General features: G+C 37.0%; 21 protein-coding genes. 17 read left to right on the top strand and 4 right to left on the bottom strand.

The annotated features are described in order from the left end of the window. Nucleotides 1–12: 12 nt before the first annotated feature. The 12 genes from CHI06_RS08495 (at nucleotide 13) to CHI06_RS08440 (ending at nucleotide 13,317) form a co-directional block, all read left to right on the top strand. Nucleotides 13–900, top strand: coding sequence for a carbohydrate ABC transporter permease (locus CHI06_RS08495; RefSeq protein ID WP_095247997.1), 888 nt, complete (start codon nucleotides 13–15; stop codon nucleotides 898–900). A 73-nt stretch (nucleotides 901–973) separates the two neighbouring features. Next, nucleotides 974–2,122: an ADP-ribosylglycohydrolase family protein gene (locus CHI06_RS08490; RefSeq protein WP_095247996.1), complete on the top strand. Its 1,149-nt coding sequence runs from the start codon at nucleotides 974–976 to the stop codon at nucleotides 2,120–2,122. A 29-nt stretch (nucleotides 2,123–2,151) separates the two neighbouring features. Beyond that, nucleotides 2,152–4,275 (top strand): ADP-ribosylglycohydrolase family protein, encoded by a 2,124-nt coding sequence (locus tag CHI06_RS08485; RefSeq protein WP_095247995.1) that lies wholly within the window; start codon nucleotides 2,152–2,154, stop codon nucleotides 4,273–4,275. Nucleotides 4,276–4,385: 110 nt separating this feature from the next. Beyond that, entirely contained in the window at nucleotides 4,386–5,438 is a 1,053-nt protein-coding gene (locus CHI06_RS08480; protein WP_095247994.1) for a LacI family DNA-binding transcriptional regulator, read from the top strand. A gap of 167 nt (nucleotides 5,439–5,605) precedes the next feature. Then, nucleotides 5,606–6,868: an MFS transporter gene (locus tag CHI06_RS08475; protein ID WP_095247993.1), complete on the top strand. Its 1,263-nt coding sequence runs from the start codon at nucleotides 5,606–5,608 to the stop codon at nucleotides 6,866–6,868. Between the two features lie 664 nt (nucleotides 6,869–7,532). Continuing rightward, nucleotides 7,533–8,240, top strand: a complete 708-nt coding sequence (locus tag CHI06_RS08470; protein ID WP_095247992.1) for a M48 family metallopeptidase — start codon at nucleotides 7,533–7,535, stop codon at nucleotides 8,238–8,240. Between the two features lie 53 nt (nucleotides 8,241–8,293). Further along, nucleotides 8,294–8,821 carry a DUF1456 family protein gene (locus CHI06_RS08465; RefSeq protein WP_179292563.1) on the top strand — a complete coding sequence of 176 codons (528 nt, stop codon included), beginning with the start codon at nucleotides 8,294–8,296 and terminating at the stop codon, nucleotides 8,819–8,821. A gap of 5 nt (nucleotides 8,822–8,826) precedes the next feature. Then, the gene (locus tag CHI06_RS08460; protein WP_095247990.1) at nucleotides 8,827–9,498 is read left to right on the top strand and encodes a response regulator transcription factor; all 672 of its coding nucleotides are present in this window, start codon (nucleotides 8,827–8,829) and stop codon (nucleotides 9,496–9,498) included. Continuing rightward, on the top strand, nucleotides 9,499–10,899 hold the full coding sequence (locus CHI06_RS08455; protein WP_095247989.1) for a HAMP domain-containing sensor histidine kinase: 1,401 nt from the start codon (nucleotides 9,499–9,501) through the stop codon (nucleotides 10,897–10,899). Nucleotides 10,900–11,006: 107 nt separating this feature from the next. Beyond that, nucleotides 11,007–11,393: a hypothetical protein gene (locus CHI06_RS08450; protein ID WP_095247988.1), complete on the top strand. Its 387-nt coding sequence runs from the start codon at nucleotides 11,007–11,009 to the stop codon at nucleotides 11,391–11,393. Between the two features lie 201 nt (nucleotides 11,394–11,594). After that, nucleotides 11,595–12,629, top strand: coding sequence for an ABC transporter permease (locus CHI06_RS08445; RefSeq protein ID WP_095247987.1), 1,035 nt, complete (start codon nucleotides 11,595–11,597; stop codon nucleotides 12,627–12,629). A gap of 1 nt (nucleotide 12,630) precedes the next feature. After that, nucleotides 12,631–13,317 carry an ABC transporter ATP-binding protein gene (locus CHI06_RS08440; RefSeq protein ID WP_095247986.1) on the top strand — a complete coding sequence of 229 codons (687 nt, stop codon included), beginning with the start codon at nucleotides 12,631–12,633 and terminating at the stop codon, nucleotides 13,315–13,317. Nucleotides 13,318–13,363: 46 nt separating this feature from the next. On the opposite strand, the gene CHI06_RS08435 is transcribed toward CHI06_RS08440, so the two are convergent. Then, entirely contained in the window at nucleotides 13,364–16,447 is a 3,084-nt protein-coding gene (locus CHI06_RS08435; protein ID WP_095247985.1) for an efflux RND transporter permease subunit, read from the bottom strand. A gap of 97 nt (nucleotides 16,448–16,544) precedes the next feature. On the opposite strand from CHI06_RS08435, the gene CHI06_RS08430 reads away from it, so the two are divergent. The 5 genes from CHI06_RS08430 to dmpG all read left to right on the top strand — a co-directional run bounded on the left by CHI06_RS08430 (nucleotide 16,545) and on the right by dmpG (nucleotide 20,623). Beyond that, the gene (locus CHI06_RS08430) at nucleotides 16,545–17,381 is read left to right on the top strand and encodes a TetR/AcrR family transcriptional regulator (RefSeq protein ID WP_095247984.1); all 837 of its coding nucleotides are present in this window, start codon (nucleotides 16,545–16,547) and stop codon (nucleotides 17,379–17,381) included. A 20-nt stretch (nucleotides 17,382–17,401) separates the two neighbouring features. Beyond that, nucleotides 17,402–17,671: an iron-sulfur cluster biosynthesis gene (locus CHI06_RS08425; RefSeq protein WP_095247983.1), complete on the top strand. Its 270-nt coding sequence runs from the start codon at nucleotides 17,402–17,404 to the stop codon at nucleotides 17,669–17,671. 193 nt (nucleotides 17,672–17,864) lie between these two features. Beyond that, entirely contained in the window at nucleotides 17,865–18,638 is a 774-nt protein-coding gene (locus CHI06_RS08420) for an IclR family transcriptional regulator (RefSeq protein ID WP_095247982.1), read from the top strand. Between the two features lie 58 nt (nucleotides 18,639–18,696). Next, nucleotides 18,697–19,584, top strand: a complete 888-nt coding sequence (locus CHI06_RS08415) for an acetaldehyde dehydrogenase (acetylating) (RefSeq protein WP_095247981.1) — start codon at nucleotides 18,697–18,699, stop codon at nucleotides 19,582–19,584. A 22-nt stretch (nucleotides 19,585–19,606) separates the two neighbouring features. After that, nucleotides 19,607–20,623, top strand: a complete 1,017-nt coding sequence (dmpG, locus tag CHI06_RS08410; RefSeq protein WP_095247980.1) for a 4-hydroxy-2-oxovalerate aldolase — start codon at nucleotides 19,607–19,609, stop codon at nucleotides 20,621–20,623. 170 nt (nucleotides 20,624–20,793) lie between these two features. Here the strand turns inward: dmpG and CHI06_RS08405 are convergent, their stop codons facing one another. The 3 genes from CHI06_RS08405 to CHI06_RS08395 are packed head-to-tail and all read right to left on the bottom strand — an operon-like array spanning nucleotide 20,794 to nucleotide 24,449. Beyond that, nucleotides 20,794–21,873 (bottom strand): Ger(x)C family spore germination protein, encoded by a 1,080-nt coding sequence (locus tag CHI06_RS08405; RefSeq protein WP_179292561.1) that lies wholly within the window; start codon nucleotides 21,871–21,873, stop codon nucleotides 20,794–20,796. Then, nucleotides 21,854–22,957, bottom strand: coding sequence for a GerAB/ArcD/ProY family transporter (locus tag CHI06_RS08400; RefSeq protein WP_095247978.1), 1,104 nt, complete (start codon nucleotides 22,955–22,957; stop codon nucleotides 21,854–21,856). Before CHI06_RS08400 ends, CHI06_RS08405 begins: the two co-directional genes overlap by 20 nt. Nucleotides 22,958–22,967: 10 nt before the next feature. Next, nucleotides 22,968–24,449, bottom strand: coding sequence for a spore germination protein (locus tag CHI06_RS08395; protein WP_095247977.1), 1,482 nt, complete (start codon nucleotides 24,447–24,449; stop codon nucleotides 22,968–22,970). Nucleotides 24,450–24,693 lie beyond the last annotated feature (244 nt).

The raw sequence follows: 24,693 nt of genomic DNA, 5'->3' as shown, positions 1-24,693 counted from the left end.
GGTGGAACAATTATGAAAAAATTAACAAAATTAAGTATTTCATCCATTGTTATTTACAGTATTTTGTTTGTAATCTCTTTAGCAATATTAGTTCCGCTTCTTCACTTACTAGCGATGTCTTTATCAGATCCGCTCAAGGTTCACGAACTAGGTGGATTAGGAATAATACCTGAAGGATTTTCACTCATTAACTATAAAATACTATTTTCCAACCCGTTAATTGTAAAAAGTATTTTTAATACCTTTTTAATTACGATCATTGGTACGACCTTGAACCTATTACTTACATCAATGACTGCCTACGTGTTGGCAAGAACGAAATTTCCTGGCCGAAATATCGTTATGATTTTTTTAATTGTCATTATGGTGTTCGAACCAGGATTAATTCCGGAGTATTTACTAGTAAAAAATTTAGGATTGTTAGATACGTATGCATCCTTGATTCTATATAAAACAGTCAATATTTTTTACTTGTTTATTATGATGAGATTTTTTGAGGATGTTCCAGAGAGCATTCTAGAAGCTGCACGTATGGATGGAGCTGGACACTTCCGCATTTTTACAAAGATTATGTTACCTTTATCCAAACCCGCTTTGGCAACAATGGGACTTTTTTATGGAGTATATCACTGGAACGAATACTTCCGTGCAACCATCTATTTAACCGATATTGGAAAATGGCCGCTGCAGGTAGTTCTTCGACAATTTGTTGTGGAACGTGATAACACATCCTTGGTAGGAGCACAAAACTTCCTATCCTATGACCAAGTAGCAACAATTGACTTTGCTTCCCTTCAGGCTGGAACGATTATCATTTCGATTGTACCTTTGCTTTTACTTTATCCTTTAATTCTGAAGTACTATACAAAAGGTGCCTTCGAGGGTGGAGTCAAGGACTGATCATTAAGATTAAAGTGGAATTAGTTTTGAAAAAAAACAAATTTTGTAGAAATAAAAAAAGGGAGTTCTTCGTATGGTTTCTTTTAAAGAACGAGTTAGAGGTGTAGTATTATCCACTGCACTGGGCGATGCAATGGGGGCGCCTGTTGAAAAACTGAGCTATAAAGAGATTAAAAAAATGTATAAGAGGGTCGAAACTCTCCGTACAAAATGGTACAAGGAAGATTACCCAGCTGATATGAATTTAGGCAGAAAAAGAGGCAATGGTACTGTTACAGACGATACTCTTATGACCGTTGCTCTCATCAACGTCTATAACCAAGAAAAAAGACATATAGACGCTTACGATATGGGAAATGAATTTGTGAAAGAAATTGCTTTCAGAAAAACGTATATCCCTGAGTTCGGCAAAGAGGCGCTCATAATCGACCGTCTCTTCTACCCTGAAAAATATATATTTATGCGTCATGTATTAGCAAATTGTGAACCGCGCGAAGGCGGGATTGGCAATATGATTAACTGTGGTGCTGCGATGTATATTGCACCTGTAGGAATTGTCAATGCTGGAAACCCAAAGGCGGCTTATGATGAAGCAATATTGTTTGCGATGGGGCATCAAAGCAGTTACGGTTTAGAGGCAGCAGGTGTGTTGGCAGCTTGTGTGGCTAAAGCATTTGAAGAAAATGTGACGGTTGATGATATTGTGGAGACCGCCATTTATTTTGCAAAAGATGGAACGAAGAACGCAATCCGTGATTTAACCGCAGCCGCTCGCAAATTACGTTCTGAAAAGGCAGAAATGGATACTGTAATTGCCACTTTCCAAAATGTGATTGAAAAGTATTCTCCAATGAAAGACGATGTACACCGGAACATTGAGAAGGTTGGAATTCCTTCAAATCATTATACACCAAGCCGTCTCTTCTCGATTGAGGAGCTCCCGATGGCGTTAGCGTTTATCGTCTTGAACGATGGAGATTATTACAGAACAATATTAGATGGTATCAACTCTGGTCGTGATACAGATTCCATCGGAGTAATGGCCGGTGTTATTTTAGGTGCCATGTACGGAGATAGCATAATTCTTCCTGAGGACGTAGAGCTCCTGCAAGAAACGAACAAAATGAATTTAACCCAGGTAGCTGACCAATTTGCAGATACTGCTAAATTGATTATTCAGCAAGACATAGAATTAAATGAAAAAAGAAAAAGCCTACTTTAAAAGATAGTGGGGAGCAGGAGTTGAGTCGATTGATACCTGAAAACTATTTGGAAAAAATGTATGCAGGTTTCTTAGGAATGAATGTTGGAATCAGACTGGGTGCACCATTAGAGCCCAATGAATGGTCATATGAAAAAATAAAAGAAATTCATGGTGATATTCGGGGGTATGTAAAGGATTATAAAACCTTCTCCGCTGATGATGATGCAAATGGTCCTGTCTATTTTATCCGTGCTTTAATTGATGATGCACGCGGTCGGGAGTTAACACCGCAGGATGTTGCAAGAGCGTGGTTAAACTATTCGCGTGAAGGAATCGGTATGTTTTGGTGGGGCGGAGATCAGATAAGTACAGAGCATACGGCGTATCTAAATCTGAAAAAAGGAATTCCAGCCCCACAGTCTGGTTCGGCTGAGGTCAATGGCATTATTATGGCTGAGCAAATTGGCGGACAAATTTTCATTGATACATGGGGTCTTCTGTTCCCTGATGATATAAATAAGGCTGCCGATTATGCAGAAATAGCAGCAAGTGTTTCTCATGATAAGAATGGGTTATACGGAGCCCGCTTTATGGCAGCGTGTATTTCGAAAGCCTTTTCAGCTGATAGTATTGATGATATTATCGAAGCAGGATTATCTGTAATTCCTAAGAATTCCACCTATTTTGCCGTGGTTGAAGCGGTAATTGATTTTTACAAGAAGCACCGTGAGGAAGAGGATTTCCGTAAGTGCCGTCAGTATTTAGAAGAAGAATGGGGCTACGATAAGTACACGGGTGTTTGCCATATCATCCCGAATGCTGGGGTATGTGCTTTGGCACTATTGTATGGAAACGGTGACTTGGCCCGAACGGTTGAGATTGCTACCATGTGCAGCTGGGATACAGATTGTAATGCAGGGAATGTTGGAACCATCCTAGGTGTTTTCGTTGGGATTGATGGAATTCCAAGCCACTATCGCAAACCTATCAATGATATGATTGCTACATCCAGCGTGTCTGGTTATCTGAACGTGTTGGATATCCCAACCTTCTGTAAGGAGCTTGCTGTTCTTGGCTATGAAGTGAATGGTGTGAAATCTCCACAGTGGTTAGTAGAAAGTATTCGAAATGGTGAGGTTTACTTTGATTTTGCATTGCCAGGATCAACTCACGGATTTAGGACGAATAATAGCTTTAAGACTTTGCTGCATTCATGTGACGATGTGGGCTTAGAGGCAGCGTATGGATCATTGTCTGTTCTTTTCGACAGATTCATAGAAGGCGATTCCAGTAAAGTATATTACAAGCCTTTTTATCGTCGTGAAGAGTTCAATGATGAAAAATATAAGCCTACCTTTGCCCCAACAGCATACAGTGGGCAAACGGTAACTGCAAAGATTTTTATGGATAAATGGCAAGGTGGAGCAGATGTTTATTTGACTCCCTATATCCGCAACAGTTTTACAAAGGAAGACATGAAACTAGATCGTGTCGTGTTACGCCATCAAGAGTGGCTGGATATTGAGTTTATGATTCCAGAAACAGACGGCGCATTGATTGACGAGGTTGGTTTTATTGTAGAGAGTCCCTCCCCTACAGACAATCGGTCATTTGGCAAGTTTTATATCGGTGAGTTTCGTATCTTTGGAAATGCAAACTATACCATAGATTTTGCTAAACAAGCCATTGAGTTCAAATGTGTAACGCCTTTTGCTCATCACCGTGGTGAATGGACACTTGAAGGTGATAACATGAAGGCTGCAGCAGGTGAGGAAGATACATCTTCCTTTACTGGGAACTATTATGGAAGTGACCTTGAATTAGAAGTAAGCTTGCAGCCTGTTACTGGTGTAAGCCACGGAGTTATTTTTCGAGCAATGGGTACAGAACGCTATTATTGGGTAGGATTCGATGGTCCTAATCAGGTTACGCTCATTGAAAATAACTTTGGCTTTAAAAGGATAAAGACAGTTCCGTATGAATGGAATCTTGAAACCATACATGATTTTAAGGTTTTCATAAAGGGATCTGCCGTCCAGGTCGAAATCAATGACGATCTAGTTTTGGATTTCGATGGGATAGAAAATAATTATGGTATGATTGGTTTAGGACTTCTTGAAAAAGGGGAAACAAAATTCCATCGTTTCCATGTAAAAGAAACAAAAGAATAGAATTGAAGTGGCTTGAGGAGTAAATGATATTGGCAAAACATGCTCCTTGGGCTTTTTTAATGATCAATAGTAGTTCAAATATAGAAATATCCTTCTAAAGGAGAATTTTCGTGAGAGAGAAGCAAGTAACAATTCGAGATGTTGCAAGGGAGTCAGGTGTTTCCGTAGCGACAGTGTCTAGATATTTGAATAGTAATGGATATATTAGTCAAACGGCCGAGAAAAAAGTTCGTGAAGTGATGGAGCGCTTGAACTACCATCCGAATGAAATCGCGAGAGGATTAGCGAAGAAGAAAACTCGTACGATTGCTCTGATTATCCCTGATATCACGAACCCCTTTTTCCCAGAACTTGTAGTTGCCATTGAAGAAGTGGCAAAATCAAAGGGATATAGCATCATCTTAATAAATAACCAGTCTGACGACATGAAAGACAATCATTTTTGGAAGCAACTCCAAAACCGGTATGTAGATGGTTTTATACTTGCCTCGTTTCAAATTGATGAAAAAGTCTTAAAGGCAATTGAAAAATTACAAATACCGTTTGTGAGAATTGATAGAGCTGCTGAAAATAATACATTTGACTCGATTGGACTGGATAATTATAAGGGTGCCAGGTTAGCAGTTGAACATTTGATTGAAGTTGGCTGTAAGAAAATTGCTCATATCAGTGGACCCGAATCATTCCCATCTTCCACAGAACGGAAACGAGGATATCTGGAGACGGTTGCTGCCTGGTCTGGAATAGGTGAAGAGGTATCGCCAACTGGAGCAGGGGATAAAGATAGGATATATGAAGGAGACTTTACCCTAGAAAGCGGAAAGGTTCAAACCCAAATCCTTATGAACGAACATAAGGATGTCGATGGAATCTTTTTAGCAAATGATTTAATGGCGATTGGAAGTCTTAAAGCACTAAAGTTATTAGGCTACCATGTTCCAAAAGACATTGCTATCATAGGCTTTGACGGAATCAAGCTAACCGAAATGGTAGAACCGGAAATTAGTACGGTAGAACAGCCCATCTATGATATCGGGGTAGCTGCCACCAACAAACTTATTCGTAAAATTGAGGGTTTAGAGGATGATAAATCCTACCTTGAAGAACCTTTACTTGACGTCCGTCTTGTTAAAAGGCAATCTACGCTTGGGTTTGGGAAATAGCTTTTGATGTTTCTAGCTTGATTTTTTAGAAATCATTCAAATATCACTTCAGAATAAGGTAACTTCCCTCCGAAGGGTGTTGCCTTTTTGGCTTTTTTTAAAACTGTGTTTCTACCCTTACAGGAAATCCATATATATAAGAGTAAAAGCTAACAGGAGTAGAAATCATGGATAAACAAAATAGCAGGTTTAGATGGGTTGTATTTGCTTCTGTTTTGTTTACGTATTTATTAATGGCGAGCCAGCGAACCGCTCCGGGATTGATTACCGACCAAGTGATGAGGGATTTTAATGTAACAGCATCAACAATTGGATTACTGACAAGTATTCAATTTTTTGTATACACCGGTTTACAAATTCCGATGGGTATTCTGGCAGATCGGTATGGACCCAACTTTTTTCTTATTATCGGCGCAATCCTAACGGGATTAGGTACAATCATTTATAGTGTCGGCACGCATGAATATGTTCTATTTTTTGCCAGAATACTGACGGGGACAGGGGATGCGACTATTTGGGTTAATATGGTACTAATTTTGGGACAGTGGTTTAAAGTGAAGGAATTTGTTCGCTTAATTGGTTTCGCGGGGATGGCCGGAAGTCTTGGATTCCTCTTGGCAACCGTCCCATTTACGGCATGGATTGGTTTACTAGGCTGGAGGCCAGCATTTTTTTTCGTGGGACTATTATTATGTTTATGCGGGATTCTTCTTTATTTTGTCCTCATAAAAAAACCAAAACAACTTACTGAACCGACAGTAGTAAAAAATGAAATTCATCGTGAAAAAACCTTGGTTTTAATTCGTAGAATCTTTTCGAACCGACAGGCATGGGCTTTATTCTTTTGTCACTTTGGAATTGTCGGTGCGTATGTGGGATTTATCGGTTCGTGGGCGGTGCCTTATGGGATGAATGTGTATGGAATGACACGTTCAGATGCCAGTGAACTCATTATGATTGGTATGATTGGGGCACTTATGGGTGCTCCGCTGACAAGTTGGATTTCAAGCCGTTTGGAAACAATTAAACGGCCATATATTGTTGTTCATATCACTATTTTATCGTGTTGGGCTACATTTCTTTTATATAAAGGAAATCCCCCATTATTCATGCTCATTATGCTGTTTTTTATCATTGGCTTTGGGTATGGAGCAAGTGCATTAACCTTTGCTGTCGTCCGTCAATCATTTCCTATAATTGATTCTGGCGTTGTCTCTGGGTTTGCAAATACGGGTGGTTTCTTAAGTGCGGTCCTGCTGCCAAGTATTTTTGGAATGGTATTAGATCATTTTCAGCTTGCTTCAGGTAGTATGGGTGATGGATACTTCTACGGTTTCATTACTCCAGTCATCTTTTCTATGATTGGCCTGATTGGGGTAAGCTGTATTAAGGAAAAGCGCAGGGAAGCAGAAAAACCAAAAGGAAGCTGAGATTTCTTGTGGAATTTCGCTAAAATTCCTACACACTTTTTCGCTAGAACAGTTGATATAAAGGGATTTATAATGAATCTAATCAAACGTTTGATTGATATCGAAATATGAGGAAATTAATATATTTTGTTGCTTTTTAGTTTTTACAGAGAGAATAATCAGTTGTTTAATAAAAAAGTAATTATTTCCTCGACAATTATTGCATGGGAAATTAGCCAGGAACTGCTTTAAAGAAGAGCTTCCACCTGTTTTCAATCAAACGTTTGATTAATGAATTTCATTTGCAGATAAGTAGATTTATAGGAATTAATGTAGAATTTAATGTTTTTATAAAAGTGATGAACGCTTAACTGGGATGTAATCGACAATTTTATTTCTGTTTAAATGAGTTATATCAAGTTATGAAGCGATTAGAGGCAGTTTCAATCAAACGTTTAATTAACAAACAAACGCAATGAATTTTGTTGATATATAGGTTTTAATAAAAGTATAATCAGTGGAAATTGCTAACAAAGAAACAGTCTATATATAATAGTAGAAGAGTACGCTTGTTTACAATCATTATTGAGTTAGAGTAGAATTATTACTTCTACTCTAATTTTTTTTGAAATTTTTGGCCAGGAGAACCGTCCCCTTGGTCTTCCCTTGGTCTTGAGGTGATAAGATGATTCATACCTATTTAGGTCAGACAATTAGATTTGAGGTAAAGTATAAAAAGCGTACATCGATGAGCATTCATATAGATAGTAATGGATATGTTGAAGTACACGTTCCTAAGGGGATATCCGATGAACGAGTGATTCTAGCATTAGAGGAAAAATGGGATTGGATTCAGCTAAAGCTAAAAGAAATGAAGGCTAGATCCCTTGGACCAACGGCGAAGGCCTATGAACATGGCGAGAGCTTTCTTTATTTAGGAAATGAATATCCCATTCAGATTACTCAAGATACGGAAATACAACAAGACTTTGCAGTTTTTGAAGAGGAGAATTTACATATATTTGTGAAACAACTTGAAGATGAAAAAGTAAAACAAGCTTTGAAACGATTTTACTATCAGCAGTGCAAAATGTTAGTAGAAAAGAGTATTCGTTCCTTTCAAAGTAACTTTAAAGTAAAACCACGGTCAATCCGAATTACAGATAATAAGACGAACTGGGGAACCTGTGATTCCAAGCTGCAGTTGACCTTTAATTGGAAGCTGGCGATGGCACCACAGAAGGTGATTGACTATGTAGTCGTTCACGAAATGTGCCATATGGTCCATCTGAATCATGATCGCTCCTTTTGGCGCCTTGTAGGTAAAATAATCCCTGATTATGAGCAGCAAGAAAACTGGTTAGCTTTATCAAGTTGGAAAATGACTGTCTAACATTTGAAACGGATATACTTGTGCTATGCAAATAGCAATCATATTGGAGGAATATAAAAATGGAGAATAATGATATATTGATTCGATTACGGTATGCACTGGATATTAAAAATACAGATATGGTAGAAATATTTAAACTTGGCGGCATTGATGTAACAAAAGATGACGTCCTCAAAATACTAACAAAACCAAAAGACAGTTACGATGACGAAGATGATTATTATGATGATATAACGGAGGATGAAGAGTACATTAAATGTACGAATAGTATGTTAGAGTCATTTTTAAATGGTTTTATTACTTTTAAAAGAGGTAAACAAGAAACAAGGCCAGGACAACCTGATTTACCGGTACCTACAAAGAGTAAAGAAAGTGTTAATAATATGCTAGTAAAGAAGTTGAAGATTGCTCTGGCATTAACAAGTGAGGATATGCTCGATATATTTGAAAAAGCAGGAATTACAGTGACAAAAGGCGAATTAGGCGCGATATTAAGAAAAGAAGGCCATAAGAATTATAAGCAGTGCCTTGATAAATACGCCAGAAATTTCTTGAAAGGCTTAGCCATTGTATATAGGTGAGTTCCATGAAGAGTATTCTAGTTGTTGATGATGATCAGCATATCCGTTATTTAGTTAAGGATTTATTAATGAAAGAAGGTTACAAGGTTTTAGAGGCAGCAGATGGAGTAGAGGGACTAAAGCTTGTTGAGAAGGAATTGTGCGACTTGGCTATCATAGATATCATGATGCCGAAAATGGATGGGTACAGCATGACCGAAGAACTCCGTAAATTCAATGATATCCCTATTATTTTGCTTACTGCCAAAAGCCAAATTGAAGATAAGGAAAAAGGATATCAATCAGGCACAGATGACTATTTAGTAAAACCTTTTGAGCCGAAGGAATTGCTTTTTAGAGTAAATGCGCTGCTAAGAAGGTACGGAAGATTAAATGAATCGGATATAAAAATAGGAAATCTTTTTATTAATAAAAAGAGCTATGAAGTGGAAATCGCTCAGAAAACGTATATGTTACCTTTAAAGGAATTCGATCTACTGTATTTCCTGGCCTCGCACCCTAATCAGGTTTTCAATCGAAATCAATTGATTGAGCAAGTATGGGGATTGGAATATGAAGGTGACGAAAGGACAGTGGATGTCCATATTAAACGTTTAAGAGAAAGGTTTAAGCATGTATCTGAAGAGTTTTCCATCAAGACCATAAGAGGTGTAGGCTACTCCTTGGAGGTTCATTAAATGAAATCTCTTTATGGAAAGTTTGCTCTTACGACCATATTCATTATGGTGCTTAGTGGAGATTTGTCCTTTGTTATTTCAAATGTGTATTATCAACATTCGCTTAAATCCCAAAATGATCTTAAAATCACAAATTTTGCATTGGAGATTTCGGAATATATTCAGAAGGATCCAAACATTGATTTTAATGATTACTTGGATCATATTGGGTCCATTGGTTATCAACTATATATCGTGAATGATCTTGGAAGGGAACAGTTTTATGGGACTCCTTATCGGGAAAGAAACCTTTCAAAGAAGGCAATTGCCGCTGTTCATGCTGGTGAAATCTATCATGGTATTGAGCATTTTCCACATAAGACATTTGTTACAGGATTCTTTGCCAATGAATTAAAGAATAGTGTTGGAGTTCCTTTTACATACCAACAACGAAAATTTGCCCTATTTATCCGTCCGGATATTAAAATGATGTTTAATGAGATGCATTTATTGTTTGCCTGGCTTTTGCTTACTTCGATTTTATTAAGTATTTTATTTGTTTTAATAAGCTCGAAATTCTTAGTAAAACCGATTGTCAAATTAAATCAGGCTACCAAAACACTTGCTGAGGGAAATTTCACGATTCATTTGGATATTAATCGAAAAGATGAAATAGGTGACTTAGCCGGAAGCTTTATGAATATGTCGAGAAAGTTGGCTAAAGTAGATCAGTTAAGAAAAGAGTTTATATCAAATGTCTCCCATGATATCCAATCACCAATCACGAACATAAAAGGGTATATGAACTTATTAGATGATGAGGAAATTTCCTATGAGAAAAAGCAAAATCACATAAAAGTCATCCATTCGGAACTCAATCGTTTATCTACTCTATCAAAACAGCTGCTTCTTCTCTCTTCGATTGAAAGTAAGAAGGATTTAATGGACGTAAAAGAATTCAATGTGGCTGAACAAATTAAAAGTGTTATTCAGCAATATCGCTGGAGAATAAATGAAAAGGAACTTATGCTAAGCTACTCCCTTCCAGAGACAAAAATGAGTGGGGATCCTTTTTTGTTATATTCGGTGTGGGAAAATCTATTAACCAATGCAATAAAATTTAATGTGGAGAATGGCAGTATCGACATTAAATTAACGAACACTTCTGACTCCGTTGAAGTCCAATTTAAGGATTCAGGAATCGGATTGGCAGTTGAGCAAATAGAGCGAATCTATGACCGTTTTTACCGTGCAGACCCTTCGAGGTCTAAAGCTGTGGAAGGAACGGGATTGGGTCTTTCAATCGTTCAAAGTATTGTACAATTGCATCAAGGAAAAATAGTAGTGGAAAGTGGTAAAGATGTGGGCACAACTTTTACAGTTATTCTTCCATATAATGTCCCAGACACAAGTAAACTATAGAATTGTCATTTAAAATTCATCTTCCGTTCATATTCATAAGGTACACTCTTTATGCAATCATGAAAAAGGTGAATTTTTTTATAGAAAGGAATGAGGGGAAACGTATAATGAATATGAAATATAGTAATTTGCTTTTAAGGTTATCAGCAATTTTCGGCTTAATTGGAGCCGCGATGGGAGGACATATGGCAGGGTCGTATGATTATGCTTATAAACCTGTCCATGCCCATATACTAGTTGTCGGCTGGCTTTCGATTTTTTCATGGGCTGTTTACTATCGAGTATTTCAACCAGCGGCGAAAGTATTATCAGCTTTACATGTGTATACAGCGATAATTGGAGTGGTCGGATTAACTGCTGGGATGGCACTAAATATTCTCCAAGTCCTGCCTAGAGCGGTCAACTTAATCGTTTATATTGGTGGAGGAGCAACACTGCTGCTTAGTTTCAGCTTATTTTGCTTATTAGTATTTACTCAAAAAACAAACAAATAGTATTTAGATAGAACTATAATCTTAGCAACTATTCTATGTAACTAGTATTTAGGCCATTCCTCGCGAATGGTCTTTTTGCGTAGAACAGAAAGGATTTTAGATAAAGTTTGCAAACAGCTCAAATGTAACTTCCTGTTCATCGTCAGTTCACATGGCGATTATATACTAAGGATGTCAAAAAGAGATCGGGAGGAATTAAAGATGAACATTGCTTGGAAAGAAATTAAAAAAAATAAAGTAAGGTTTTTGATTTTAGGTTCAATCGTTTTTCTCGTTAGTTTATTAACGTTTATTATATCTGGTTTAGCAAATGGATTATCACAAGACAATGCTGCATTAATTAAAGATTTACCAAGTGGACAATTTTATATGAATGAAGATGCAGACGAAACCTATAATCTGTCAAGAATAGATAGCGGTATACAAGATGAAATGTTAGATAAACAGAAGGATGCTGTAGCATTATCCATTCAAATGGGCTTTTTAAATGATGAGAAGGGTAAGCAGCGAAGTATCGCCTTTGTTACATCGACAGATTCAAAGTTATTTAAAAATGTTAAAAATGGAGAAATCGTATTAGATCGCTCATTGGAGAATGAGGGTATAAAGGTTGGAGACACCTTAACGAATAATCAATATAGTGGAAAGTTTGTTGTAAAAGGTTTTGTCGACCAAAAGAAATACAGCCATGCCCCTGTCGCTTATATCAGTATGGAGGACTACAGAGAAATTTACCGAGTCGAAGAAATGCAATTGGTTTTCGTTCCGGGAGGGGATTCCTCACAAGAAATCGCTGGATTACAATCTTTCACAAAGAAAGATTTTCTCAGTACCATTCCGAGTTATAGCGCTGAACAGATGTCTTTAAATATGATAGTTTGGTTTTTAGTAATCATTAGCGGAATGTTGTTTGCTATTTTTTTCTACATGATGAATGTTCAAAAAATGGGTTTATACGGTATTTTAAAGGCAATCGGTGTAAAAACAAGTACGTTGTTCAAAATGATGTGGACGCAAATGGTTTTTATTACAGTCATCGCACTTGCCATATCTATTACATTCAGCCAAGTTTTTACTATGATTGCACCTAAGGAAATGCCTTTTAGTTTAACCCCTGAAACAACACTTCAATTGTCGGTAGTCTTCCTCATGATCGGATTTATTGGAGCTACGCTATCAGGTGTACAAATAAGAAAAGTAGAGCCATTACAAGCGATTCAACAAGGAGAGGTTTAATATGTCATTATTTACGATTGATGAAGTTAGAAAAACATTTACGAATGGTGAAGTAAAGGAAGAAATACTAAAAGGAATTAATCTGTCACTTAGAGAAGGGGAGATAACAGCATTAGTGGGTGCATCAGGTTCAGGTAAAAGTACACTCCTTACAATAGCAGCAGGACTTCAACCTGCATCAGAAGGACAAGTAATATTTGAAGGTGAAAATATGATTACCATGGGTTCAGAGCAAGTTCGGAAAATACGAGCAAGTAAATTCGGTTTCGTCTTTCAATTTGCACATCTTGTTCCTTTTCTCACCGTAGAAGAACAACTGTTGTTAATGCTGGATGTTTCTGAATCGAAATTAAAGAAACTAGAATATAAAAAAGAAATTGATAAAATTCTAAAATTAGTTGGAATGGAACATCGGAAAAATGCTTATCCGTCTTCCTTGTCGGGCGGGGAAAAACAACGGGTTGCAATTGCTCGTGCAATCATCCATAAACCTAAAGTTCTCTTCGCAGATGAACCAACGGCAAGTTTAGATTCAAAAAGGTCTAAGGATGTTATGTTGTTAATCCAAGATTTAACTAAAACGCTGAACATTACTACCCTAATGGTTACACATGACGAAGAAATGCTTGCATTTGCTGATCATGTAATTAAAATGATCGATGGACAGGTTTTGCAAAAAGACATTTAGAACAAAAATCCCTACAAGATGACGTCATCTTGTAGGGATATTTTTATTAGTCTTCTACAATATCTTTACGATTTTTCTTGAATATCTTAGATAAAACTTCATAAACGATTGGGACAACAATTAGTGTTAATAACGTTGAACTTGCTAAACCGCCTATTACGGTAATACCAAGACCTTTCGAGATTAAACCACCGCCGCCTGAGCCAATGGCTAATGGGATTAATGCTCCAATGGTTGCAATAGCGGTCATTAGGATTGGACGCAGACGAGTTGCACCAGCTTCTAGTACTGCTTCACGCATAGTCATACCATCACGTTCCATATGAATAATCCTATCAACGAGTACAATGGCATTCGTAACAACGATACCGATTAACATCAATAGACCCATCATGACAGAAACAGAAATGGTTTCGCCTGCGATTAATAAACCAACAAATGATCCAATTACTGCAAATGGTAATGAGAATAGGATGGCAAACGGTGCGACACCTTCACGGAAGGTTACAACTAGGATAAAGTATACAATCGCAATCGCTGCAAGCATGGCCATACCAAGCTGTGTAAATGTCTCGGTCATATCTGCCTGAACTCCGGCAACTCCGATCGTAACACCTTTCGGTAAATCTAATTTATCAATTTCTTTATCTATTTCAGCTGTTGCTTTTGAAATATCCTTATCAAGTATGGTTCCTGAAACCGTTGCATAGTATTCACCTTTGCTGCGTGCAAGGGTATTTAATGTTGTACCTTTTTCAACTGTTACTAGTTCTGAAAGCGGCATTGTCGTACCAAGTGCTGTCGGTACTTGTGTTGCTAAAATATCGTCAATTGATTTTGGCTGTGCAGCTTGTTCCTGCTGAACGATAACTTCTAATTCATTACCATCCTTTTCAACCGTTGTTAATACATCTTGTGTTTTTGTCGGGTTTAACATCATGACGATTTGACCGGTCGTTAAGCCATACTGAAGTAATTCATCTTGTTCTACTTTGAATGTATACTCAACGTATGCTTCCTCAGCACTTGAAGAAACATCTTCTAGGCCGTCATTTTTACTCAGAACGCCTTCTACCATTTTTACAGCATCATTTAGTTTATCTAAATCTTCACTGTAGAATGTGTAGCTAACTTCATTTGTAGACATCGACATAGCAGCGAAGTTTTGACTCTTCCATTCGCCTGTTTGACCAATATTAAACACATACTCTTCAATTTCTTCGCGGACTTCAGGGAAGTTATCCATTTCTGGGTCAAAGATTAAGTACATTAGCGCACCATCTCCGCCGCCTCCCATCATTGCGGCCATCGGATCTCCACTTTCGGTTATAGATATCTGAACGATGTCGATATCATCGCGTTTTAGCATTTCTTCTTCTACTGCTTCAACGTTTGCTAATGATTCATCCTTTAGCTCGCCAGCTTTTGGGGTGTACGTTAAGTACATTACCTTTTCTTCTTCACTGCCCATGAAGCTAAAGCCGATTAATGGTGTTAACGCCAAACTTCCTGCTAACAACACAACCGCAATAACGGAGGTAATCACTTTATGGTTAAGTGTCCATCCAAGGATGCCTTTGTACCAGTTCGCTAATTTACCAGCTTCTTTATGGCTGCTTTCTGTTTTTTCACTATATAACTTTTTCTTAAATAAGAAGTGAGACAACGCAGGAACGATTGTAATCGCAACAATTAATGAAGCGCCAAGAGCAAATGTCATCGTTAATGCAAACGGCATGAATAGCTCACCGACCATACCGCCAACAAAGATAAGAGGTGCAAATACTGCAACCGTTACTAATGTTGATGACAGGATGGGTTTGAACATTTCGATTGTCGCTTCACGGACAAGCGCACGACCTGATAATTTTTCTTCTTTTAAATGAAGACGTCGATATATATTTTCAACTACTACGATTGAATCATCGATTACACGGCCGATGGCAACCGTAACGGCACCGAGCGTCATAATATTGAGAGTAATCTCCATCCAGTTAAGAAGCAGGAATGCCATGAAAATGGAAACTGGAATCGACACAATGGAAATAATGGTTGATTTAATATCACGTAGGAATAAAAGGATAATTAAAACGGCAATTAAACCACCAAATAGTGCTTTTTCAACCATCGTTTTAACCGATTCTACGATTGGTGCACCTTGGTCGAGTGATACATCGATGACAAGACCATCAATTTTTTCCTTTTGTTCCTCGATTAAATCCTTCACACTGTTTACAACATCTACAGTGTTTGCTTCTTGACCTTTTACAATTTGAATGGCAATTGCATTTTCACCATTCGTACGTGAAATCGATTGTACTTTACCAACTACCTCGATTTCAGCGATGTCGCTAAGCTTCACAAATGGTAAAGGTTGTGTTGCTGATGGTGTTACAGGAATAAGCATTTCCTTTAATTCATCTGCGGTCATGAACTTTCCATCTATTGCTACAGCTTGTTCGCCTTCTTCAAATTCGTAAAGACCTAATGAAACCGCTAGGTCACTTGCTTGTATCATTTGTTTGACAGTATCTTCTTTTAAGCCATATTGAGCCATTTTTGCTTCGTCATACGTAAGTTGAACTTCTTCAATATGTTGACCTGTAATGGTTGCAGAGGCAACACCATCAATTTTCTCGATTTTTGGAAGAATAATATCCTCAACGGTTGACGTTAATTCAACTATGTCCTCTGTTGTACTGCTTATACTAAGTGCGACAACCGGCATCATATTCATGCTAATGGCTGTAATAATTGGTTCCTGTGCATTTTCTGGCAGCTTCACGGCCTCTAAAGCAGATTTTAATGCACGATTTGCTTCATCCATATCTTCACCGTATTCATATTCCACCTGCATACTAGCCATGTTAGCATTTGAATTGGAATAAACGGATTTTACACCTTTTAAGTTTTCTATCGCTTTTTCTAAAGGTTTGGAGACATCTTCCATTACTTGTTCTGGAGTTGCCCCAGGATAAACATCCATTACCATTAAGTATGGAATTGAAATATCTGGTATTGTCTCCATATTCATTTTTGTACCTGAATAAATACCAGATACCGTAATGATTATTGTAAGTAACCATACTGCTAGTTTATTTCCTAGAACAAAGTTGACTAAACCTTTCATAATTACACCTACCCTTAATTGACATATCTAGCTCATTTACTTATAATACTGACTAACCGGTCATCTGTCAATGATTGAACCTAGGAGCGTAGTATAAATGATGAAAAAACAATTAATTATGGAAAAAGCAATAGAGCTTTTTGCTAAACAGGGGTTTGAAGCTACATCTGTCCAACAAATAACAGAACATTGCGGTATTTCTAAAGGTGCTTTCTATTTATCTTTTAAATCAAAGGATGAATTAATTTTTGCGATAATCGATCACTTTATGATTCAATTCACCTCTGATATTGACTGTCTAGTCAGAAATGCAAATAATGGACAAAATCTCCTTTATGATTTTTTTTATGCAATATTTAACTCTTTTCAAAAGCATTCTGATTTTGGAAAAATTCTCATCAAAGAGCAATCTAGATCATTTAATCAAGATTTCATTTTGAAAATGCGTTACTACGACAGATTAATGGACAAAACGATTCTATCGATGGTGGAGCGTTTGTATAGAGAAAATGAGGTAAAAGAGATAAAATATGATTTAGTATTTTGTATCAAAGGCTTTATAAGCATGTATTCTCAGCTATTTTTATTCTATAACGTACCATTAGATTTGGACTTATTGTCACAATCGTTAGTGGAGAAAACAAATCTAATTGCAAGAAATTCTACAGTCCCCTTTATTACAAAAGAGCTTATCCAAATGTTTGGCGAACCCCTGGATGAAGATGTTACGAAGGAACAGATTCTTGAAATGATTCAACAAGGACTAGTAGAAATGGAAGAGTCAATTGAACAAGAATCATTAATACTGTTAAAACAAGAGCTGCTTGAACCAACTTTACCAAGAGCGATTGTGAAGGGATTATTAGAAAATATTCGAAATCATCCACAAATGAAATCGATTTCTTATTTACTGCGCATTTTTTTTAAGATGTAGAATAAAAAGGAGGCTCTGACTTGTTTGTTCTAACAGATCCTGCAAAAGCAGAAGTACAAAATAGGTTGGAATTATCAGTTTCAGGTAAGTATATTCGATTACAAATGCGTAAAAGTTGTTTTATGAAGGTGAAATTAACTTTAGAAGACTCTATTCAAGATAATGATAGTGAAATAGTAAAAGAGGACCTGCATTTCATTATAGACAAAGGTGAATGTCATTATTTTCGAAATAAAAAACTAGATTTTATACCGGATCAAACAGGTTTTAAACAGTTTGAAGTAATTTAATATTCGATGGATTTATGGGAGCTCATAATAAAAGATGAGCTCTTTTTTATTTTTGTAGAAAAGGAATAATCATGTATTTCAGAATAATGAATTGAATAGTATTGACATACTATTAGAAGCGAGTTAGTATAAATGCATCGATTAAAAAATTTACGAACGCCGTTCGATAATGGTGAACGAAAGAAGGAAGAGAATGTCTGAACGTTTAATTCAATCGATTGAAAGGGCAGCTGATGTCCTTGAATTGTTTTTAACCACAAGTCCAGAACTAAGTGTTAAAGAAATAAGTGAAAAGCTTCAATTATCAAAAAGTACCGTTCATGGAATTATTAAAACCTTGGAACATAGAGGGTATCTCGAGCAAAATCCTGAGGACTTGAAGTATAAGCTGGGGATTAAACTTTTCACATTAGGTAACTTTGTTGGTAAACATCTCGATATTGGGAACATAGCAAGACCCATTATTAGAGATTTAGCCGATGAATTAAATGAAACCGTTCACTTAGTTACATTACAACGGGATGAAGTTGTTTATATTGAAAAAGTAGAAGGTCCAAGAGCTCTTACTATTTACTCTCATATTGGAAAAAGAGCACCCGTTCATTGTACGGGTGTGGGGAAGGCAATACTTGCTCATTTAAGTGAAAAAGAGGTTGATAGGCTATTATCAGAAGCAAGTTTAGAGGCATTTACGGAGTACACGATGACTGATATTAATGAAATAAAAAAACATTTAGTTTCTGTTCGTGAGACTGGGTATGCTGTCGATGATGAAGAAATCGAGTTGGGACTTAAATGTATAGCCGCCCCGATTTTCAATCATAAAGGAAATGTAATCGCTTCAATTAGCTGTGCAGCTCCTAAAATGAGACTTGATGGAGAAAAACTTCCTAAAGTAATAGAAGGGATTAAGAAAGCTGCATCTGAGATTTCGAAATCTTTAGGTTATAAAGGTAATGTCTTTTAAAAAGAAGCTAGAGTAAGAAAACATACAAAAATAAAGTAATTTCTAGGAGGAGAATATTTTGTCAAAAGTTAAAGTTGCCGTTCTTGGCTCAGGGAACATTGGTACGGATTTAATGATTAAACTTGGTCGCTCGCAAATTTTAGAGTTAACTGCTGTGATTGGGATTGACCCGCAATCAGACGGACTGCGTCGTGCAAGAGAATTAGGCTATGCAGGGGTTGCTACTGGAATTGATGGTTTTCTAGCAGATCCTGAATTAAAAGCGGATATCGTTTTTGATGCCACCTCAGCAAAAGCGCATCTCTATAATGCAAAGGTTTTAAAAGAAGCAGGTATTAAAGTCATTGATATGACTCCGGCTGCTGTTGGTCCATATGTTTGCGCGGCTGTTAACATTAACGAGCATTTAGAAAAAGATAATATCAATTTGATTACATGTGGCGGACAGGCAACAATCCCAATGGTTCACGCTGTAAACCGGATAAGCCCTGTAGAGTATGCTGAAATCGTTGCTACCATTTCAAGTAAAAGTGCTGGTCCAGGAACTCGTGCTAATATCGATGAATTTACCGAAACGACATCTCGTGCAATTGAAGTAGTTGGTGGGGCAAAAAAAGGGAAGGCAATTATGATTTTAAACCCTGCTGAACCTCCAATCATGATGCGCGATACAGTGTATACCCTTGTAGAAGAGGGGAAAATGGACGAAGAAGGTATCAGAAAATCCATTGCTGTTATGACAGAAGTAGTTCAATCCTATGTTCCAGGCTATCAGCTTCGTACGGAACCTATTTTCGAAGGAAATCAAGTAACGATCTTTATTCAAGTAGAAGGTGCCGGTGATTACCTGCCAAAATATTCAGGAAACCTAGATATTATGACAGCTGCAGGTGTAAAAATTGCCGAAGAGTTTGCTAAAAATCTATTAAAGAAAGAAACAGTTTAAGCTGTAGAAAGGGGAAAATAAAATGACAAACGAAAGAGATATTCTTATCACTGAGGTTGCCTTACGAGATGGAAGTCATGCAGTCTCTCACCAATATACAGTAGATCAAGTACTAAAAGTCGCAAAAGCATTGAATGATGCCAATGTTCCATACATCGAAGTATCTCATGGAGATGGTTTAGCGGGATCATCATTACAATATGGACTTTCACGTACAAATGAAATGGAATTAATCGAAGCTGCGGTTTCCGTTGTAGATAAATCCAAAATTGCAGTCCTATTATTGCCGGGTATCGGTACTTTGCATGAATTGAAAGAAGCAGCAAATTTAGGAGCTAAGATGGCTCGTATCGCAACACATGTTACAGAAGCGGATGTGGCTCCACAACATATTGCCTATGCAAAAGAACTAGGCATGGAAACGGTTGGCTTTTTAATGATGAACCATATGGCTCCAGTTAATAAACTAGTTGAGCAAGCTAAATTAATGGAAAGCTATGGAGCAGATTCGGTCTACGTAGTAGACTCAGCAGGTTACCTGCTTCCAGGTCAAGTTCGCGAACGAATTCGTGCCCTTAAACAATCAGTAGGCATTAACATTGGTTTCCATGGTCATAACAATTTATCATTAGCAATGGCGAATACGCTTGTAGCGATTGAAGAAGGTGCTACTCGTATTGATGGCAGTGTTCGCTGCTTAGGAGCTGGTGCCGGTAATACACAAACAGAAGTACTTGTTGCAGTTTGTGAAAGGATGGGAATCAAAACTGGGGTAGATTTATATAAAATGATGGATTTAGCTGAAGACATCATTGCACCACTTTTACCAGTGCCGCAAGAAATTACAAAAGACAGTTTAACTCTTGGTTATGCGGGTGTTTACTCAAGCTTTGCACTGCATTCAAAACGTGCTGCTGAGAGATATGGCGTAGATTCTCGTGATATTTTAATTGAACTAGGAAAACGTAAAGTGGTAGGCGGTCAAGAGGATATGATCGTTGAAGTAGCTGCAGAAATTGCAAAAAGTAAGAATCGTTAATTAAAAAAATAGATTAGTAGATTTAATTAGGGGACAAAAATACAATTAAAAGTTTAGTGAAGTGAGAACTCGCTTTCTTGCTTCACTTTGATTGGCGCAAGCAAGTAGACAGGATCTCAATTTGGACAAGTCTACTTGCTTTTTTTGTTGAAAGATTCTAACTTGGTTCGTTATTCTATTACACCGGATTCACTAATCTTTACCTCCGGTTTTATTTTTACAACAAGGTCTTTATATTGTTTTTCTCTCCAATTATTAAAATCAAAATTTCTGGTCTGCGTCTTTACAAAATGTCCGATTCCTACTGGGTCTATTTTTTTCTCTTGAAATCGTTGTATTAACTTAAGACATTCCTTTTCAATTTCCTTTTCAAACTGTACTTGTAATTTTCCCATCGTTTTGGGTGTTAGGTCCTGACCAGTAAATTCATTGATGTTTCCATTAACTTTAATATGAATAGTAACCTCATACGGCTCTCTTTTTGTCAGTTCGAAATTATGAGAGGAACGAATGCTCCTTATGGCGGCTTCGCCACTGTCTATTTTGACTCGGCGCATACCTTCGCTGTATTTGTCTACAAGAAGCTTAAAAAAGAACATTTCCTTCGGTGTAATAAAATCGACCGTTTTTCCGTGTGCAAAGAGAGAAATGCCGTTAATTATCATTTTTTTATTAGATAGATGCTTTAATTGAGGGATGTAGGGAGTTTGTCCCTCTTGATAAAAATCTGAAAGGAATCGTTGTAAATTTGTTTTCGGCAGATCTTCATTTTTACTGTTATGCTCTATTAAATTAGAAATATAGGTTGAAGTACCCCTTATCCCGTATTGTCCTTTAACCAATTCCTTTACTTCTCCATCTACCACAGCTAAATAGAGGCCAGATCCCACTCCAGGATCCCTTTGGAAAGCATCAACCAATGGGAGTATTCCTACTTTATTTGCTAATTCCTTACTAAATAACACAACCTCAAGACTTCCGGTTACAATCGGGTCAGCCGCCTGCCGTTGAATATCCTGGAGGATTGACTTTTGTAACTCGGCTTTAGCCGAGAAGGTGTTGTTTTTAGGTGCCTGGTCGCGCAGGTAGACGGGGATAAGGACTGTCCCGAGAATGTTTTTTTGATCAATATAGTCAAAGCCTATACCTTCTATTAAGCTAATGTCATCGAGTACTTCTTTTTCAACACATCCACTTAGGCAGAGAGAAAGACAAATGTATCCTATAGATTTAAGTAGTGTTTTTTTCACGATTTCTCACCTTCTTTGCTATTAAGGTGCCTGCAAATAATATCGGAATGTAAATCATATTGAAATAAAAACCTACCTTTGCTGTTATATCAGTCACCATATTGATTTGTTCTCTTGTAGTCATGAAACAGGTAGCGATAAAACAAAGAATAGAGATAGTAGGAATCGTTGCCTTTTGGCGAATAGAGAAAAGCTGCTTCGCTAATCGACTTGCACACCATAGGCAGATACAAACATTCGGTAAAATAATTAAAAACCAGTTTGCGATTCCAATGTATTCAAAGCGTTCAACGAAGGGAAGCTTAATGATTTTCCACATGGTTAGAGTCGGCCATACATTTTTTTGTAATTGGGCCTCCGAAAAATAGGCAAAAGTTAAGACTGCTAAATATAGGCAGACCACCGTCGTAAATAAAAGACCAAGATGAACCCATTTCTTAGACTTTTCTTGTTCTTGTATAAACGGATAATAAAACAATATAGTTTCAAATCCTAATACCGTAAAAGACATATCACGACTTGCAAGCAATAACTCCTTGACAGAATGATCAAAAATGGGAAGCAGGTTGGTAAAGTCAGAATATGGAATCGTGACGACAAACATTACGGCAATATAGAATGGTAATACGATTGAAAAAAATGCAATCCCTGCTATGGTTTTAAAACCACCATTCACAATATAAATTACCAGTAAAAAAAATACGAGCGCAAACCAAAACGTTTCTAGGTCTGGAAACATCCAAACTTGGACAATCTCAATATAGCTTCTCAGGACTGTAACCGCGAACAAACTTAGATAAAGTATAAAAATTGAACTAACCATTTTACCTAGTTTGTTTCCAAGCACAAACGTATGAATGGTAATGAAGTCACCATTTGTTATGCTTAGCATTTTTAGTATCATCCACATAATAATATGGATCGCTAATCCAGTTATGATAATGGATATCCAGGCATCATAGCCTGCAGTTTTGGCAATAAATCGTTGAAACCCAAGGATACCTACACCAATCTGCATGGAAACAATAAGAAAAAACACGAGAAATGGAGATATCTTTTTACTTTCTGGAACAATTGATTTCATTAGGGTACCTCTATTCTTCTATATCTTTCTTTTCCTTAGCAGACTTCCTAGGAAAACGAGCAGACTGCTTTGTATTTACTAAGAATGGCCGTTTTCTTAGTTTATCAAAAGATAATCGTATAAAAGCATCTTTTAAGTCTGTCCATCTAGGAGGGTATATGGGTTCTAAATAAGGCCTTCCCAGCGAGGTGAGACGAATAAGATGGGTTATTAAAAAACAAAAGCATATGACAATTCCTAGTAGTCCCCACAACTCAGCAAAAAGTAAAAAAGGAAAACGTAGTAAGCGAATCGTGTTGCCTATTCTGTAGACAGGTGTTGTAAACGAAGCGAGGGCTGCTAATGCAATGAAAATAAGCAGGATGTTACTCGTAAGACCAGCCTCCACACTAGCAGTTCCAATGACAATCCCGCCTACGATACCAATCGTTTGACCAACCTTTGTCGGGAGTCTAGCCCCAGCTTCTCTTAGCAGTTCAATCGTTACTTCAAGAAAAATGGCTTCCAAAATAGGTGGGAAGGGTATCGCTCTTCGAGAAGCTACTAATGTACCAAGTAAATCTTGCGGTATTAATTCGTAATGATAACTAAGTGTTGCTACATATACAGGTGTAACCAAAATTGAAAACACAACCGCAAACAATCGAATTAAACGAAAAAAGGAAGATAAAATCCAATTTAAATAATAATCCTCAAAGGAGCTAAAAAACTCAACCAGTGTTGTGGGTCCTATTAATGCATGGGGTGAACCATCAACAAAAATGGCTACTTTGCCTTCAGCAAGAATGGCAGAAATTCGGTCTGGTCTTTCCGTATCAAGGAGCTGTGGAAATGGTGAATTTTGATTATCTGAAATTATTTGAACGATATAGGAGCTATCTGTTATCTCGTCGAATTCAATGTCTTTAATTCGCTGTCGGACTGTATTTACATTCTCAGGATTTACAATACCATCTATGTAAAGGATAGCTACTTTTGCCTTGGAAAGTGTTCCGACCGTTAACTTTTCCATGATTAATTCTTTAACAGGTATTCTTTTTCTAATAAGATTTAGATTCTGATCAAGTGATTCTACAAAGGACTCCTTAGGACCAATTACACTGAATTCAACTTCAGGCAGACTCACATTTCGCCCGATTTCTTTCTTGGCCCCTAAAAAACAAAACCTGTTTTCTTTACCATTTACAGTTAATAGAACAGATCCGGTAAAGAGCTTTTCTTCAATTTGTGAGATGTCCTCCGACATATGAATGTCGGCTAGTGGAATAATTTCTTTTGCGTCTTCTATTTGCTTAAAATTCTCTTCTAATAAATAAGGGAGAATACTTTCTTGAACGGTTTTTTCGTCAATTAATGTGGCTAAAAACTTTAGAGTAAAAGAGACCTTTGATTTTTGGTTAAAATACTCAATGCATTTATAATCAGCGGATTTGGCTAAAATTTTATCTAAACTTTCCTTATCATTATTTTTGTTCCTAAAAAGATTAAACATACTTTTTTCTCCTTTTTTGGAAGAGACTAAAAGTAGTGTTTCCAATATTGGAAAGTTTATGTTTCAGAAGGAATTTTGCTGTAATAGATAAAAAATCTATATTGTTTGAAAATTTGGTAAAAATAGTATATTATAAAAGTGGATATAGGGATATATGCTCTAATCTACCATTTTTTAACATTAAGATTCATTTACTATTACTGGGTAATGATTTTCTAGATATGTAGATGCTAGAATTTAAGCC

The organism is Bacillus sp. 7884-1, assembly GCF_002272245.1.
Lineage (GTDB): Bacteria > Bacillota > Bacilli > Bacillales > Cytobacillaceae > Neobacillus.
The sequence above is the reverse complement of the archived record's forward strand: the minus strand, read 5'-3'. Positions and strand labels throughout refer to the sequence as shown.

Bases quoted from the DNA above. Each gene is read 5' to 3' on its own strand.
- CHI06_RS08460 (WP_095247990.1), top strand. From the start codon at position 8,827: ATGAAGAGTATTCTAGTTGTTGATGATGATCAGCATATCCGTTATTTA.
- CHI06_RS08440 (WP_095247986.1), top strand. From the start codon at position 12,631: ATGTCATTATTTACGATTGATGAAGTTAGAAAAACATTTACGAATGGT.
- CHI06_RS08445 (WP_095247987.1), top strand. From the start codon at position 11,595: ATGAACATTGCTTGGAAAGAAATTAAAAAAAATAAAGTAAGGTTTTTG.
- CHI06_RS08450 (WP_095247988.1), top strand. From the start codon at position 11,007: ATGAATATGAAATATAGTAATTTGCTTTTAAGGTTATCAGCAATTTTC.
- CHI06_RS08455 (WP_095247989.1), top strand. From the start codon at position 9,499: ATGAAATCTCTTTATGGAAAGTTTGCTCTTACGACCATATTCATTATG.
- dmpG (WP_095247980.1), top strand. From the start codon at position 19,607: ATGACAAACGAAAGAGATATTCTTATCACTGAGGTTGCCTTACGAGAT.
- CHI06_RS08400 (WP_095247978.1), bottom strand. From the start codon at position 22,957: ATGAAATCAATTGTTCCAGAAAGTAAAAAGATATCTCCATTTCTCGTG.
- CHI06_RS08430 (WP_095247984.1), top strand. From the start codon at position 16,545: ATGATGAAAAAACAATTAATTATGGAAAAAGCAATAGAGCTTTTTGCT.
- CHI06_RS08490 (WP_095247996.1), top strand. From the start codon at position 974: ATGGTTTCTTTTAAAGAACGAGTTAGAGGTGTAGTATTATCCACTGCA.
- CHI06_RS08395 (WP_095247977.1), bottom strand. From the start codon at position 24,449: ATGTTTAATCTTTTTAGGAACAAAAATAATGATAAGGAAAGTTTAGAT.
- CHI06_RS08420 (WP_095247982.1), top strand. From the start codon at position 17,865: ATGTCTGAACGTTTAATTCAATCGATTGAAAGGGCAGCTGATGTCCTT.
- CHI06_RS08475 (WP_095247993.1), top strand. From the start codon at position 5,606: ATGGATAAACAAAATAGCAGGTTTAGATGGGTTGTATTTGCTTCTGTT.
- CHI06_RS08435 (WP_095247985.1), bottom strand. From the start codon at position 16,447: ATGAAAGGTTTAGTCAACTTTGTTCTAGGAAATAAACTAGCAGTATGG.
- CHI06_RS08470 (WP_095247992.1), top strand. From the start codon at position 7,533: ATGATTCATACCTATTTAGGTCAGACAATTAGATTTGAGGTAAAGTAT.
- CHI06_RS08495 (WP_095247997.1), top strand. From the start codon at position 13: ATGAAAAAATTAACAAAATTAAGTATTTCATCCATTGTTATTTACAGT.